Origin of the sequence: Citrobacter freundii complex sp. CFNIH2, from assembly GCF_002880615.1 — a bacterium.
GTDB classification, from domain to species: domain Bacteria; phylum Pseudomonadota; class Gammaproteobacteria; order Enterobacterales; family Enterobacteriaceae; genus Citrobacter_A; species Citrobacter_A amalonaticus_F.
The window spans coordinates 1,820,609-1,835,859 of sequence record NZ_CP025757.1 but is presented as its reverse complement, the minus strand read 5'-3'; the positions used below and the strand labels follow the sequence as shown (position 1 = coordinate 1,835,859).

The window sequence follows — 15,251 nt, the reverse complement described above, 5'->3', positions numbered from 1 at the left end:
CGGAGCCTTAATTAACCACAGCCTTAGCCAATTGTCATCAGGCTTGCGTTACCTCCGGCGGCTGCCGTGTTCACGCTCAGCGAACGCTCGACGTACAGTCGCTCCAGCAGAATATTACTTTCACCACGGGCGAAACCTTGTACCGAGACAATCGCGCCTTCACGGGCTGCCACCGCTTCACACAGTGCGCGAAGCTGATCGGAATCGCCGTGGAAGATCACCGCATCAAAAGGCTGCGTCGTCAGGCTGTCGGTTTTCGCAAACGCAATGCGGTCGGAAACCGCTGCCGGCAGGCGCTTCGCCAGATCACGGTGGAAGGCATCGTCAGACCACAAAATCTGACTCCCGACCGAGGTGACGGCGGCAAGCTGCACCAGCGCATCCTGCTCATCATCGGCAATACACAGCACGCGCTCACGCGGTAACAGCGTCCAGGTGTTACGCTCCCCGGTAGGACCCGGCAGCAGACGCTGCGTACCGGCCTGCGCCAGTTCGCCAAACTGCTGACAGAGTTGACGCAACACAGGGCGATCGGCCGCCCACTCGCTGAGCGCTTCCAGCGGCTGGATCAGCGCGGCTTTCAACTGGGCGTCTACCGGATAGTCCGCATCCTGACGCGCCAAAGTGATGGCCAGCGCATTTTCCGGACGGTTTGCCAGCAGACGGTAGAGATAGAGCGGTCCACCGGCTTTCGGACCGGTTCCCGACAACCCTTCGCCGCCGAACGGCTGTACGCCGACAACCGCCCCCACCATATTACGGTTGACGTACAGGTTGCCCACGTGCGCTGAGCCGGTGACCTGGGCAATGGTTTCATCAATACGGGTGTGGACGCCCAGCGTCAGACCGTAGCCGGAGGCGTTGATCTGGGCAATCAGCGCGTCCAGGTTGTTGCGGTTGTAGCGTACAACGTGCAGAACCGGACCAAAGACCTCTTTTTGCAGCTCATCAACGCTTTCCAGTTCGATCAGCGTCGGCGCAACGAATGTGCCGCTTTGCCATTCACGAACATCTTCACTGTTTTCACGCGCCGCCTGGAACACGGGACGACCTTTCGCCCGCATGGCCTGAATATGCTGTTCAATATTGGATTTGGCTTCACTGTCGATCACCGGACCAATATCGGTAGTCAGACGCCCCGGGTTGCCCATCCGACATTCGGCCATCGCGCCACGCAGCATTTTCAGCGTGTGGTCGGCGATATCATCCTGTAGACAGAGTATGCGCAGCGCGGAGCAGCGCTGTCCGGCGCTGTCAAACGCCGAGGACAGCACGTCGACCACGACCTGTTCGGTGAGGGCGGATGAGTCAACGATCATCGCGTTCATGCCGCCCGTTTCGGCGATCAGCGGAATCGGACGCCCCTGTGCATCCAGACGCGTCGCGATGTTACGTTGCAGCAGCGTCGCTACCTCGGTAGAACCGGTAAACATCACGCCGCGCACGCGGCTGTCAGCGGTCAGTTGCGCGCCCACCGTTTCACCCCGACCAGGCAGCAGTTGCACCACGCCCGGCGGTACGCCAGCTTCCAGCAAGATGGCAATGCCCTGGGCGGCGATGAGCGGCGTCTGTTCCGCGGGTTTTGCCAGTACGCTGTTGCCGGCAGCCAGCGCGGCGGCAATCTGTCCGCTGAAGATGGCCAGCGGGAAGTTCCACGGGCTGATACAGACAACCGGTCCGAGCGGACGATGGGTCTCATTATCAAAATCGTCACGCACCTGACCGGCGTAATAGTGCAGGAAGTCTACCGCTTCACGCACTTCGGCAATGGCGTTGGCGAAGCTCTTACCGGCTTCGCGGACCAGAATGCCGATCAACTGTTGCATCTGGCCTTCCATCAACACGGCAGCGCGATGGAGGATGGCAGCACGTTCTTGCGGCGGCGTCGCAAACCAGATAGGGGCATTGTTCACCGCGCTTTGCAGCGCCTGTTCGACTTCGGCCTCAGTGGCTTCACGGACATAGCCCACGATGTCTTTTGGTTCTGCCGGGTTGACCACCGGGCTCATTTCGCCCTCGGCAACCGGGGCGTCGAGCATCGGTAACGCCCGCCATTTTTGCAGCGCGCTGTTGAGCAGGGCAGAAGAGAGTGAGGCCAGACGATGTTCGTTGGAAAGATCCAGACCGGCCGAATTATCGCGGCCTTTGCCATACAGAGCGCGCGGCAGGGGGATCTTCGGATGCGGCAGGCCGGTCTGACCTTCCTGTTGCGCCAGTTTCTCGACGGCTTCGACCGGATCGGCCACCAGTTCGTCCAGCGGCAGCGTGGTATCCGCGATACGGTTAACAAAGGAGGTGTTGGCCCCGTTTTCCAGCAGACGACGCACCAGGTACGCCAGCAGCGTTTCATGGGTGCCAACCGGCGCATAAATGCGGCACGGACGGTTCAGTTTGCCATCCGCCACTTTACCGGTGACCTGTTCGTACAGCGGCTCACCCATCCCGTGCAGGCACTGGAACTCATACTGACCCGGATAGTAGTTCTGCCCGGCCAGTTGATAAATGGCCGCCAGCGTATGGGCGTTGTGGGTCGCAAATTGCGGGTAGATCAGATTCGGCACGGCGAGCAATTTTTTCGCACAGGCGAGATAAGAGACGTCGGTGTAGACCTTGCGCGTGTAAACCGGATAGCCTTCCAGACCGTCCATCTGAGCGCGTTTAATCTCGCTATCCCAGTAGGCGCCTTTAACCAGACGAATCATCAGACGACGACGGCTGCGGGTGGCCAGGTCGATCAGGTAATCGATGACGAACGGGCAGCGTTTCTGGTACGCCTGAATGACGAAACCAATACCGTTCCAGCCAGCCAGTTCAGGTTCAAAACACAGTTTTTCCAGCAGATCGAGGGAGATCTCCAGACGGTCGGCCTCTTCGGCATCGATATTAATGCCGATATCATACTGGCGCGCCAGCAGCGTCAACGACTTCAGGCGCGGATAGAGCTCTTCCATCACTCGATCGTACTGGGCACGGCTGTAACGCGGATGCAGGGCGGAGAGCTTGATAGAGATCCCCGGACCTTCATAAATTCCACGTCCGTTCGACGCTTTCCCTATCGCATGGATCGCCTGCTGATAAGAGACCATATAAGCCTGCGCATCGGCCGCGGTCAGCGCGGCTTCACCCAGCATATCGTAGGAGTAGCGGAAGCCTTTTTCTTCCAGCTTACGGGCATTCGCCAGCGCTTCAGCAATGGTTTCCCCGGTGACGAACTGTTCGCCCATCAGACGCATCGCCATGTCGACGCCTTTACGGATCAGCGGCTCACCGCTCTTACCGATAATGCGGTTCAGGGAGCGCGAAAGGCTGGCTTCGTTATGGGTGGAGACCAGACGACCGGTGAACAGTAGACCCCAGGTCGCCGCGTTGACGAACAGCGACGGACTACGACCAATGTGCGACTGCCAGTTACCGTTGCTGATCTTGTCGCGGATTAAGGCATCGCGTGTGGCTTTATCCGGGATACGCAGCAGCGCTTCTGCCAGACACATCAGTGCCACCCCTTCCTGCGAAGAGAGAGAAAACTCCTGCAGCAAGCCCTGTACCATCCCGGCACGGCCGCTGGCTGTTTTCTGATTACGCAGTTTATCCGCCAACTGGTAAGCCAGCTTATGAGCTTGTTCGGCCACCGGCTGCGGCAGACGCGCCTGCTCCATCAACATCGAAACAGCGTCGGTTTCTGAGCGGCGGTACGCGGCAGTGATGGCGGAACGCGAGACCGATTGAGGGAGGATCTGTTCGGCAAATTCCAGGAAAGGTTGATGGATCTCTTCCTGCGGTGCCGTGGATTCATCGCCTTCATTGGCGGCTCCGGCTAATAGCGCAGGAAGTTCTGGCAGCGTGTCATCGTTTTCCAGTTTTTCCAGGTAATTAAAGATTGCCTGCTTAATCAACCAGTGCGGGGTGCGATCAATTCGCGTTGCCGCTGACTTAATACGCTCGCGCGTTGCGTCATCCAGTTTAACCCCCATCGTGGTGGTTCCCATGCCATCTGCTCCTGTTGTTCGATAATGTACTGCGTGTGGTTATCGAGAAATATCTACTATGTTGCAACTTTGTGCAACCACGTTAAATGTGACCTGTACGACAAGCTTAAAAATGAATGAAATGTTAATAAAAGAAAGATGTATGACGTTGGGAAAAATAATAACGCTATCTTTTTCTCTGCGGCAGTTAACACTTTTAAAAGGTGCAACCGGAAAAAGTGTGAGAGAGTGCAACCTGGCGGAAATTAGTATTCATCGGCAGCAAAATTTGATGTAAATGGTGTGTTAAATCGATTGTGAATAACTCACGCTTCCGGCAGGATACGGTCGCCTGGGAAATACAACATGCTTTGCCACGTTCCGGCAGGGCAATAAAACAGAAGAGTCTGGAGAGTTTATGGCAATTAGCACACCGATGCTGGTGACGTTCTGTGTCTACATTTTTGGCATGATATTGATTGGTTTTATCGCCTGGCGTTCAACCAAGAACTTTGATGATTATATTCTGGGGGGCCGCAGCCTTGGGCCGTTTGTGACGGCGCTGTCTGCAGGCGCATCGGACATGAGCGGCTGGCTGCTGATGGGCTTACCGGGCGCGATTTTCATTTCCGGGATTTCAGAAAGCTGGATTGCCATCGGCCTGACTTTAGGGGCGTGGATCAACTGGAAGCTGGTGGCCGGGCGTCTTCGCGTGCACACCGAGCATAATAATAACGCGCTGACGCTACCGGATTATTTCACCGGACGCTTTGAAGATAAGAGCCGGGTTCTGCGCATTATCTCCGCGCTGGTGATTTTGCTGTTCTTCACTATCTACTGCGCGTCCGGCATCGTGGCAGGGGCGCGTCTGTTTGAAAGCACCTTTGGCATGAGCTACGAAACCGCACTGTGGGCGGGCGCAGCAGCCACCATCCTCTATACCTTTATTGGCGGATTCCTCGCGGTAAGCTGGACGGATACCGTGCAGGCCAGTCTGATGATTTTTGCGCTGATCCTGACACCGGTGATCGTCATCATCAGCGTTGGGGGCTTTGGCGATTCGCTGGAAGTCATCAAACAGAAGAGCATTGAGAACGTTGATATGCTCAAAGGGCTGAATTTTGTCGCCATCATTTCCCTGATGGGCTGGGGATTGGGCTACTTCGGTCAGCCACACATTCTGGCGCGTTTTATGGCGGCGGATTCCCACCACAGCATCGTTCATGCCCGTCGTATCAGCATGACCTGGATGATCCTCTGTCTGGCGGGCGCAGTAGCGGTCGGTTTCTTCGGTATCGCTTACTTCAACAACAATCCGGCGCTGGCGGGTTCAGTGAATCAGAACGCGGAGCGCGTGTTCATCGAACTGGCGCAAATCCTGTTTAACCCGTGGATTGCCGGCATCCTGTTGTCTGCAATTCTCGCGGCGGTGATGTCAACGCTGAGCTGTCAGTTGCTGGTATGTTCCAGCGCCATTACCGAGGATTTGTACAAAGCGTTCCTGCGTAAAGGCGCCAGCCAGCAGGAGCTGGTTTGGGTAGGGCGCATTATGGTGCTGGTGGTCGCGCTGGTGGCTATCGCTCTGGCGGCGAACCCGGAGAACCGGGTTCTGGGTCTGGTGAGCTACGCCTGGGCTGGTTTCGGCGCCGCGTTTGGTCCGGTGGTGCTGTTCTCGGTGATGTGGTCGCGTATGACTCGCAACGGCGCGCTGGCCGGGATGATTATCGGCGCCGTGACGGTGATCGTCTGGAAACATTTCGGCTGGCTGGATCTGTACGAAATCATTCCGGGCTTTATCTTCGGCAGCGTCGGTATTGTCGCCTTCAGTCTGTTGGGTAAAGCGCCATCATCGGCGATGCTCAAACGCTTTGCGGAGGCGGACGCGCACTATCATTCCGCACCGCCGTCGCGTTTGCAGGAAGGCTAACGACTTAACCCACTGACTAATCAGGCCCGCTTCGTGCGGGCCTTTTTGTCGTTTTCAGCGATCGCTTCCCGCCATAACCATTAACTCGCTAAGTGTTTACATTCTGACATCATTATCATTACATTCTGCTTGAGTTTTCTCTTGCCGTAATGATAATCACTATCACTGTAATTTACCTTTCTTTGCATCAGTTGACTAAGAATAACGTTTAAGGGTGTCTGGCATGTTTGTTCCGTTTCTAATTATGTTGCGTGAAGGGCTGGAAGCCGCGCTGATAGTCAGCCTGATTGCCAGTTATCTGAAGCGTACCCAACGAGGCCGTTGGATTGGCGTGATGTGGATTGGCGTATTTCTGGCGGCAGCGCTGTGCCTGGGCCTTGGGATCTTCATCAACGAGACCACCGGTGAGTTTCCGCAAAAGGAACAGGAACTGTTCGAAGGTATCGTCGCGGTGATTGCTGTGGTGATCCTCACCTGGATGGTGTTCTGGATGCGTAAGGTTTCGCGCAACGTCAAAGTCCAACTGGAGCAGGCGGTCGACAGCGCATTACAGCGCGGTAATCACCATGGCTGGGCATTGATCATGATGGTCTTTTTCGCCGTGGCGCGTGAAGGGCTGGAATCCGTCTTTTTCCTGCTGGCCGCCTTTCAACAGGACGTCGGGATCTGGCCGCCGGTTGGCGCCATGCTGGGTCTGGCGACGGCTGTCGTTCTCGGCTTCTTACTCTACTGGGGCGGCATCCGTCTGAACCTGGGCGCTTTCTTTAAGTGGACCAGCCTGTTCATTTTGCTGGTAGCGGCCGGTCTTGCTGCAGGCGCGATTCGTGCTTTTCATGAAGCCGGATTGTGGAACCACTTCCAGGACGTGGCGTTTGATATGAGCGCTATTCTTTCGACGCACTCGCTGTTTGGCACCCTGATGGAAGGTATTTTTGGCTACCAGGAAGCCCCGAGCGTCAGTGAGGTTGCGGTCTGGTTTATCTACCTGATACCGGCGCTGGTGGTGTTTGCATTGCCGCCGCGCACAGGCACAACCGCGTCCCGCACAGCGCCTTAACGCTTTGCGACGCAGACTTTTACATAGTTACAACATACTTATTTAAAGGGATGGTCATGACGAATCACTTTCGCCGTAGTGCGCTGCAGCTTGGCATGGCTGCGCTGTTTGCTTCTGCTTTTACTGCCTATGCTGCGGATATTCCGCAGGTTAAGGTCACGGTAACCGATAAACAATGTGAGCCGATGAGCATTACGGTTAATGCCGGCAAAACCCAGTTCATCATTCAAAACCACAGCCAGAAAGCGCTGGAATGGGAGATTCTGAAGGGCGTGATGGTGGTTGAAGAGCGCGAAAACATCGCGCCTGGGTTCAGTCAGAAGATGACGGCTAATCTGCAACCCGGCGAATATGACATGACCTGTGGCCTGCTGACTAACCCGAAAGGGAAGCTGATTGTTAAGGGCAGCGCGACGGCCGATGCCGCGCAGAGTGATGCTTTGCTCAGTCTGGGTGGCGCCATCACCGACTATAAAGCCTATGTGACCGAAGAGACCGCGCAATTGGTGGCGGGAACCAAAGCCTTCACCGATGCCGTTAAAGCGGGCGATCTGGAAAAAGCGAAGTCACTGTATGCGCCAACCCGTCAGCACTACGAGCGTATCGAGCCGATTGCTGAGCTGTTCTCCGATCTCGACGGCAGCATCGATGCCCGTGAAGACGACTACGAACAAAAAGCCGCCGACCCGAAATTTACCGGCTTCCACCGTCTGGAAAAAGCGCTGTTTGGCGATAACTCGACCAAAGGGATGGAGAAATACGCCGATCAGTTGAATACCGACGTTCTGGATCTGCAAAAACGCATCAGTGAACTGGCATTCCCACCGTCAAAAGTGGTTGGCGGCGCAGCAGGACTGATTGAAGAAGTGGCAGCCAGTAAAATTAGCGGCGAGGAAGATCGTTACAGCCACACCGATCTGTGGGATTTCCAGGCGAACGTGGACGGTGCGCAGAAGATTGTCGACCTGTTGCGTCCGCAACTGCAGAAATCCAACGCAGCGTTGCTGGCGAAAGTGGATGCGAACTTCAAAAAAGTGGATGCCATCCTCGCGAAATATCGCACCAAAGACGGTTTTGAGACGTACGATAAACTGACTGATGCGGATCGCAACGCGCTGAAAGGCCCGATTACGACGCTGGCGGAAGATCTCGCGCAATTACGCGGTGTACTGGGTCTGGACTAAGCACCATGCAGCATGATGATAAAAACGGCGTGAGCGAACCGTCACGCCGACGTTTGTTGAAAGGAATGGGCGCGCTCGGCGGCGCGCTGGCGCTGGCCGGCGGTTGTCCGGTTGCCCATGCGCAAAAGCCGCAAAGCGCGCCGGGAACCTTGTCACCGGATGCCCGTAGCGAGACTCAGCCTTTTTACGGTCCCCATCAGGCGGGGATTTTGACGCCGCAGCAGGCCTCAATGATGCTGGTGGCGTTTGACGTCCTGGCATCCGATAAAGGTGAGCTCGAACGATTGTTTCGCCTGCTGACGACACGTATCGCTTTTCTGACCACCGGCGGCCCGGCACCGGAAACGCCGAACCCGCGCTTGCCGCCAATGGACTCCGGGATCCTCGGCGCCTTCATCGCGCCGGATAACCTGACCATGACGCTGTCGGTGGGGCATTCGCTGTTCGATACGCGCTTTGGGCTGCAGGCGCAGATGCCAAAAACGTTGCAGAAAATGACCCGTTTCCCGAATGACTCTCTGGATGCCGCGCTGTGCCATGGCGATGTGTTGTTGCAGATTTGCGCCAACACCCAGGACACGGTGATCCATGCCCTGCGCGATATCATCAAGCATACGCCGGACTTGCTGAGCGTTCGCTGGAAGCGAGAAGGGTTTATATCCGACCATGCGGCGCGCAGTAAGGGTAAAGAGACCCCGGTCAATTTGCTTGGCTTTAAAGACGGCACGGCGAATCCGGACAGCAGCGATGCAAAGCTGATGCAGGACGTGGTGTGGGTGACGGCGGAGCAGGGGGAACCGGCGTGGGCCATTGGCGGATCTTATCAGGCTGTGCGTCTGATTCAGTTTCGCGTCGAATTCTGGGATCGCACACCGCTCAAAGAGCAGCAAACCATTTTTGGCCGTGATAAGCACACCGGCGCGCCGTTGGGGATGCAGCACGAACATGATGTGCCGGATTACGCCAGCGACCCGGAGGGTAACGTCATTGCGCTGGACAGCCACATTCGTCTGGCGAATCCACGCACGGCGCAGACGCAGTCGGGCCTGATGATGCGCCGTGGCTACAGCTACTCTCTTGGCGTGACGCCATCGGGACAGCTTGATATGGGATTGCTGTTTGTCTGCTATCAACACGACCTGGAAAAAGGGTTTCTGACCGTGCAGAAGCGGCTAAATGGCGAGGCGCTGGAAGAGTACGTTAAGCCGATTGGCGGCGGCTATTTCTTCGCGCTACCGGGAATCAGGCAGGCCGATCGCTATCTGGGCCAGTCTCTGCTTGAAGCCTGACCGTGATACCCCGTCTGCGGGCGGGGTATGCTGCACCTCACGCTACTGAAAATATTCTTTTTTTGTATGATCCGTTTTTTGAAATAATTTTGTAATATCTCCGTAAGAGACTGTTGCCAACAGAAAATGAGAGCTTAGTTAACGCCAGGTAAAAATATTGTTGCGTTATTGCTAAGTTCTGATGTAATTATACGTAATAGCGGTAGTTCCCGGCAGTGATGATTATTCACTATGGAGATCGCGAATGGTAAAGTCCTCTCGTGGACACGTTTCTGACAGTTTTTGCAGCCCATTACGCGGAAGTCTCTCCTCCGGTAGCCACCTCGTCACCGCTAAATTTCGCTCACTTTCCCCTCTTATTCGTGTTACTGACGCCATATTCGGTGCGCGTAGCCGTGTGTGGCGTCTATTCGAAAGGCAAGCAATGGCTTACAAGGAAGCCAACCCGCAGATGTTCGTGCGCATAATCGCGCTGCCAACGGCGCGTGTGATGAATACCAACAACTCAAGGTGCTATCCATGGGAAGACAAAAAGCAGTGATCAAAGCTCGTCGTGAAGCAAAACGTGTGCTGAGACGGGACTCACGCAGTCATAAACAGCGTGAAGAAGAATCGGTCACCTCGCTTGTGCAGATGAGTGGCGTAGAAGCGATTGGCATGGCGCGCGACAGTCGCGACACCACGCCAGTCATGGCGCGCAATGAGGCTCAATCGCACTACCTGAATGCTATCGAGAGTAAACAACTGATTTTCGCTACGGGCGAAGCCGGGTGTGGTAAAACCTGGATCAGTGCGGCAAAAGCAGCAGAGGCCCTGATACATAAAGATGTAGACAGGATCATTGTCACCCGTCCAGTTCTGCAGGCTGATGAAGATCTCGGCTTCTTACCTGGAGATGTATCGGAGAAGTTTGCTCCTTATTTCCGGCCGGTTTATGACGTGCTGGTTAAACGACTCGGGGCATCCTTTATGCAATATTGCCTGCGACCTGAAATCGGTAAGGTGGAAATCGCGCCGTTCGCCTATATGCGCGGACGTACATTTGAAAATGCAGTGGTCATTCTTGACGAGGCTCAGAACGTCACTGCTGCGCAAATGAAGATGTTCTTAACGCGCCTCGGGGAGAATGTGACGGTTATCGTGAACGGGGATATTACCCAGTGCGATTTACCCTCCCATGTTCAGTCAGGGCTAAGTGACGCGCTGGCCCGCTTTACAGAAGATGAGATGATCGGGATTGTTCGCTTCAACAAAGATGATTGCGTTCGCTCGGCGCTCTGCCAGCGAACGCTGAATGCGTACAGTTAGCAATCTTTGCGCTCAGAGCCCGGGATGACCGGGCTTTGTTTTTTGGGGGCATCCCCACAGCATGTGCAATATGCGAAAAAAAAGCCCGTACTTGCGTACGAGCTCTTTCTCAAATATGGCGGTGAGGGGGACTGCTATGCACGAATGCGCATACGTCCCGTGATGTATGCTAATCCCATAATCTGGAACATTTTTTCTGACATTATCATCCGATAAAATCTGCTGCTATCCTGGTGAAGTATGTGACCAGAGCACTTTTAATGTTGGTCATCCTCACAGGAGCAAGGTCCGGGGAATGCTCTGGGGGGTATTGATTTCAAAAAGTGCATCCGGACGGTACCAGCAGAAAGGATAAAAGGCAGTGTACAGCACAGAGTGCCGCTGCCGTCACAGGCCATTACTATACCTGGACAAATGAAGGGGCTGCATGATGAATTTGTGTTTCCTTCATCAAGAAAACAAAGCGTGCTCTCAGATAGGGTACTGACAGTTTTTCTTCGAAAGAGTGGCGCCGTCAGTAATACTGACGGAAGGATCCAACAGCACATGGTTTTCGTTCCAGTTTTTGGGACTGGTGCAGCGAGCAGGGATATTGTCGTGATCTGGCAGAGAGGGCACTGGCTCATACGCTGAAAAGCCAGGTTGAAGCCGCTTACCATCGTACCGATTTACTGGAGCAGCGCATGATGATGATGCGGGTATGGGCGGGCTACGTAACGTCTGAGACATCAATCGCTTCATGAGATGGATTGCAGAACGAATAGCGATAACGCACCATCGCCATTCGTTTATTAACCCTCGTCATAATTTAGGCCTGATTCGCCAGTTGGTTTGTACACAAACAGATGATGTGGAGTGGGTCCCTGCCACTAAAATCGTGTGTAAATGCTAAAATGATAGTCATAAAACTACTCATGGTTTTCACTTTTTATTCGCGTCTTTTTATATTCGTCATATATTATGATAGTATCATCATAGACGGTCAGTCTTGCTGAGTAATCTTTGTTGTTTTTGTATTTTGTTTTCATCGAGAGTAATTTATTTTCAATGTTTGAGCAGTCTCTTTTAATCGAATCCTCTACAAACTGATAAGTCAATTTTTCTTGGCGAACATCAAAATCCCTTATCCATCCTTCGCAGGAATCAGCGGTTTCAAAAAAATCCCGCAAGTCTTGCGGCATATCATAAATAACGATATGGTTAACATTTTCTGCAAACAAATAGTTACAGTGAAAAAATACTATAATGAAATTAATTATAATAAGGAACCTCTTACGCATAATAACCTCTATATATAATTTTTAAGCCATTTTATTTGTGAAATATTCATCTCGGTTTTACAATATAATGAAGATATTGGGACCCCATAACCAGAAATCGCTCCAATACTAAGTGATGAATAGCCGCATTGTTTTTCCCTGAAAATGATAAAATAACGATGAAGTTCGGGGAAGGTTATTCTTGCAAGGTGAATGTTAGAATCGTATGCAAGGGTCCCATCTTCATTAAGGCCTCTTTTCTTTCCTTCATTATTATCGAATCTTTCCAGCCTTTTTTGTGCATTAATTTCTTCTTTTTTTAAAACGATAACACTCTGCTGGTATTTGTCCATAAGACACCAGTAGACGTCACTCTGTTGTATCTCATTATTGCATTTCGCAGGATCTATGTTATGCGCATTGGCTGCACCACATAGAAGAAAAAGACATGGAATTTTTTTTATGTTCATTGGTTATTCCTTTTAAACGTTATTTTCTCTCATCTGCAACAATGAGATTGTATGTGAATCTCATTTTATCCGCATAGGTGTGATCCCCTCTATGACCAGGTTGTGCTTTTGTTGGGTCTATATTATATTGTTTTTGAATATTTTTAGGTGTAAATAAAAACCATCCTGGTATATACTGTTCCAGATGTGCTTTTTTATATTTAAGCTTACTCCTTGGGTGAATGATTTTAACTCCATTCAGTTTAGTAAGCACACCCTGTGTTGTGCCTATTTTCTTGGCTATCGAGCTATAACCACGATCTCCATTAACGACTTCATAAGTATATTCATTTTCATCATCATATACGGTTTTATCTTTTTCTGTTTCTGACATTTTTATCATTAAAAGAGCAATGCCCGCCCGGATGTTATATTCTGCATTGCTCCTTATGAGATCTGTCTTATTGATTAAATACGTGTTCCAAGTTTTCGGGATTATGATATTGTACTTTCTAGGTCGAGCAGGAATAGCCACTTCTTTGATCCCCTCATCTCCTGTGTTTCCTATCTGTATTGGCCTTGTTTTCCACGCTGCTACCGTCGCACCTGTTTCAGTCCATATCATTGCCTTAATCAATTTCCAGTCCAGCGGTGTGTAATGTTCGATGTTTTTCGACATGGATAAATGCTGATTAATCTCAGATACAAGTTTCCTGATTATATTATCATAAATATACCAGTCAGGATTCCCAATCGCCTTTTTTCGCCCCGCCTTCCATTCATCAAGAAGACTGAGGTTTTTGGGTGTTTTCCCAGAATGTCCCCCAGTTGTCCGGGTGCTATTTTGGGATCTTCCTCTCGGGTTTTCTGTTGTTGGAATGCCTTGGTCTGCTGCTGTGCGCTTTACCATGAGGAACCCTCCATTTGTTTATAATATTATTGCTAGAAAACTCTCTCATCCCATAAACTGTATGCACTGGTTCCGGCAATGCAGTGCTCCCAGTTGATTGATTCATATATAAAGGAAATGCTTTCCTGGGGTTGTGCTTCGCTGTCAATTATTACATGTGCGATCGAGAAGTTAATATCACTGATTCGGGCGTTTTTTAATGTCAATTTATAATACTTTTCATTAATGCCAAATTGATTTGTCCGGTAAAAATCAAAATCACAAGTCAGTATCTCGTTATCATTAATCGCTTTCCCCAGCAAAGGAGATGATTTATCGACGGGTTTTTTTATCGTAACGGAATGATGATTGACATTTTGATCCCGACTTAACCCATGTGTCAGCTCATATACCATAATATGATCAACATGCAGTAGTTGTGCTTTATTACCGATAGAGTCAAGGGAACAGCAGCCTGCTGAAATCAATCCTTGCTTTTCACCGTTCAGTGTTAAATAAATTAAATTGGCCATGTTAATTTCCTTGATTTAACTATTATTTTCAGGATGTTGCATCAGTTGCCGACTCCGGCACTACATTGTTTTTCAGCAGTAGCCAGCGGCTTAATACGCCATTCAGCTGTTCATTAATTTGTTTTTCCAACGCTTCCGTATTCCGTCCCAGTGCCCTGGCGTCCTGGTACTGTGTCAGCAGGGATTCCAGCGGCGTTTCCTGATTCAGTAGCCGTTCCGCCTGCCAGGTGACGGTTTTGACATAGGAGAGGGTGAAGCCCTGTTTTTCTGTCTCCCGTTGCATCATCAGGTCGGCAAAGTCGCGCAAATTCTGGCGTGCCTGCTGCCAGCCGCGCATTTGTGGGCTGCTTTGCGCGCGGTTTTTCAGAATGTTATTCCACTGCGCTGTAACCTGCTGCTGTTGCAGACTCTTCGGCCAACGGTTGTCTGCGGTTCGCACCATCTGCATACCTGTTTCCAGCAGTTGCAGCGGGGAGGCGTCAGGAAGCTGGTGCAGACGTTGTCCGTAACTCTCCAGTTCAGGCGAAGCCAGCCAGACCGTTGCTGCGCCCTGCGCGGTATCCCTGACCTGTGCCAGTTGTTGTTGCATCGGATACACCTGCCACCACCAGAGTGCGGCAGCAATAGCCGTCGCACACGCAACACCTGCCATGAAGACTTTACATATTAGGCCTGACGTGGCGCCGGTTACTGATGCTGTACCTTCCGTGGCGCTGTGGTGAACTTTCACCTTCATTTCCGGCAGGTCGGGTAGGAGCGGGAGGTTTTCCTCCGTGGCGGGGAGTGTGCTCTCCGGGGCATAGATTAACGTTCTGACGGTAGACTGTGACGGAGTGGCTGCAGTGTTTTTCTGCTGTGGTTCTAGCCGTTTACGCGTGTTTTGCACAAAGTAAAGCAGGTTTTCCACATGCGGCTGGCGTTTCAGCTCCACCTGCTGGAGTTTGTCGCAAATCAACTGCAATGCGCGCTCGGTCCGGTACAGCAACGGCAGGTCAGTGCCTGAAAAGGACAGTTGCTGGCGCAGGATATTACCGGTGCGGGTATTGAGCCAGTCAAGCATCCCGGTTCGGGCGGGTTCATCCTGCGGCCAGAATTTATCCCAGTCGTGGCTTATCATCGCCGCCAGCAGCTCCACTCCTTCGCAAAATCCGGCCAGTCCATGTGTGCGCGTGCGCGCCAGGGTGTAATAGGCGACCGTATGCAGATCCACACCGTTGGCTTTAAAAATCGCCAGCGCCAGAGATTCCACCAGTTTCCAGTTCAGCTCCGGCCGCGACGGGTGAGCGGATTTACTGATCTCTTCCCGCAGGGCGCTGAATTCCGGCAGGTTGCGCGGATCGCTGCCGGTAACAATAATTTGTGTGAGTATGTCCTGGTTCATTTCAGCCTCC

The 15,251-nt window shown here is 52.4% G+C and carries 11 protein-coding genes and 1 pseudogene; 6 read left to right on the top strand and 6 right to left on the bottom strand.

From position 1 onward, the window contains the following. Positions 1–23 precede the first annotated feature (23 nt). Positions 24–3,986, bottom strand: a complete 3,963-nt coding sequence (gene putA / locus WM46_RS09130) for a trifunctional transcriptional regulator/proline dehydrogenase/L-glutamate gamma-semialdehyde dehydrogenase (RefSeq protein WP_102602063.1) — start codon at positions 3,984–3,986, stop codon at positions 24–26. Positions 3,987–4,383: 397 nt separating this feature from the next. Here putA and putP point away from each other — a divergent pair, with 397 nt between their 5' ends. From putP to WM46_RS26615, 6 genes and pseudogenes are all read left to right on the top strand, one after another. After that, positions 4,384–5,892, top strand: coding sequence for a sodium/proline symporter PutP (gene putP, locus WM46_RS09120; protein ID WP_061077132.1), 1,509 nt, complete (start codon positions 4,384–4,386; stop codon positions 5,890–5,892). A 223-nt stretch (positions 5,893–6,115) separates the two neighbouring features. Then, positions 6,116–6,949 (top strand): iron uptake transporter permease EfeU, encoded by an 834-nt coding sequence (gene efeU / locus WM46_RS09115; protein ID WP_102602062.1) that lies wholly within the window; start codon positions 6,116–6,118, stop codon positions 6,947–6,949. A gap of 56 nt (positions 6,950–7,005) precedes the next feature. Next, complete coding sequence (efeO, locus tag WM46_RS09110) at positions 7,006–8,133, top strand: iron uptake system protein EfeO (protein WP_102602061.1); 1,128 nt, start codon at positions 7,006–7,008, stop codon at positions 8,131–8,133. Positions 8,134–8,138: 5 nt separating this feature from the next. Continuing rightward, positions 8,139–9,422: an iron uptake transporter deferrochelatase/peroxidase subunit gene (gene efeB, locus WM46_RS09105; RefSeq protein ID WP_102602060.1), complete on the top strand. Its 1,284-nt coding sequence runs from the start codon at positions 8,139–8,141 to the stop codon at positions 9,420–9,422. Between the two features lie 519 nt (positions 9,423–9,941). Next, positions 9,942–10,730 carry a phosphate starvation-inducible protein PhoH gene (gene phoH / locus WM46_RS09100; RefSeq protein ID WP_061077137.1) on the top strand — a complete coding sequence of 263 codons (789 nt, stop codon included), beginning with the start codon at positions 9,942–9,944 and terminating at the stop codon, positions 10,728–10,730. A gap of 242 nt (positions 10,731–10,972) precedes the next feature. Next, positions 10,973–11,473 (top strand): annotated as a pseudogene (locus tag WM46_RS26615) (tyrosine-type recombinase/integrase); the annotation flags it as partial. 165 nt (positions 11,474–11,638) lie between these two features. Here the strand turns inward: WM46_RS26615 and WM46_RS09090 are convergent. The 5 genes from WM46_RS09090 to WM46_RS09070 are packed head-to-tail and all read right to left on the bottom strand — an operon-like array spanning position 11,639 to position 15,241. Continuing rightward, on the bottom strand, positions 11,639–12,010 hold the full coding sequence (locus WM46_RS09090; protein WP_102602058.1) for a hypothetical protein: 372 nt from the start codon (positions 12,008–12,010) through the stop codon (positions 11,639–11,641). A gap of 8 nt (positions 12,011–12,018) precedes the next feature. Further along, on the bottom strand, positions 12,019–12,459 hold the full coding sequence (locus tag WM46_RS09085; protein WP_102602057.1) for a hypothetical protein: 441 nt from the start codon (positions 12,457–12,459) through the stop codon (positions 12,019–12,021). Positions 12,460–12,478: 19 nt separating this feature from the next. Continuing rightward, a complete protein-coding gene (locus WM46_RS09080) occupies positions 12,479–13,348 on the bottom strand; it encodes a DNA-binding protein (RefSeq protein ID WP_102602056.1) in 870 nt (289 codons plus the stop codon). A gap of 32 nt (positions 13,349–13,380) precedes the next feature. Then, positions 13,381–13,860 (bottom strand): Hcp family type VI secretion system effector, encoded by a 480-nt coding sequence (locus WM46_RS09075; RefSeq protein ID WP_102602055.1) that lies wholly within the window; start codon positions 13,858–13,860, stop codon positions 13,381–13,383. 28 nt (positions 13,861–13,888) lie between these two features. Next, the gene (locus tag WM46_RS09070; protein WP_102602054.1) at positions 13,889–15,241 is read right to left on the bottom strand and encodes a VasL domain-containing protein; all 1,353 of its coding nucleotides are present in this window, start codon (positions 15,239–15,241) and stop codon (positions 13,889–13,891) included. Positions 15,242–15,251: the final 10 nt, after the last annotated feature.

Bases quoted from the DNA above. Each gene is read 5' to 3' on its own strand.
- WM46_RS09075 (WP_102602055.1), bottom strand. From the start codon at position 13,860: ATGGCCAATTTAATTTATTTAACACTGAACGGTGAAAAGCAAGGATTG.
- WM46_RS09070 (WP_102602054.1), bottom strand. From the start codon at position 15,241: ATGAACCAGGACATACTCACACAAATTATTGTTACCGGCAGCGATCCG.
- WM46_RS09090 (WP_102602058.1), bottom strand. From the start codon at position 12,010: ATGCGTAAGAGGTTCCTTATTATAATTAATTTCATTATAGTATTTTTT.
- putP (WP_061077132.1), top strand. From the start codon at position 4,384: ATGGCAATTAGCACACCGATGCTGGTGACGTTCTGTGTCTACATTTTT.
- phoH (WP_061077137.1), top strand. From the start codon at position 9,942: ATGGGAAGACAAAAAGCAGTGATCAAAGCTCGTCGTGAAGCAAAACGT.
- WM46_RS09085 (WP_102602057.1), bottom strand. From the start codon at position 12,459: ATGAACATAAAAAAAATTCCATGTCTTTTTCTTCTATGTGGTGCAGCC.
- WM46_RS09080 (WP_102602056.1), bottom strand. From the start codon at position 13,348: ATGGTAAAGCGCACAGCAGCAGACCAAGGCATTCCAACAACAGAAAAC.
- putA (WP_102602063.1), bottom strand. From the start codon at position 3,986: ATGGGAACCACCACGATGGGGGTTAAACTGGATGACGCAACGCGCGAG.
- efeO (WP_102602061.1), top strand. From the start codon at position 7,006: ATGACGAATCACTTTCGCCGTAGTGCGCTGCAGCTTGGCATGGCTGCG.
- efeU (WP_102602062.1), top strand. From the start codon at position 6,116: ATGTTTGTTCCGTTTCTAATTATGTTGCGTGAAGGGCTGGAAGCCGCG.
- efeB (WP_102602060.1), top strand. From the start codon at position 8,139: ATGCAGCATGATGATAAAAACGGCGTGAGCGAACCGTCACGCCGACGT.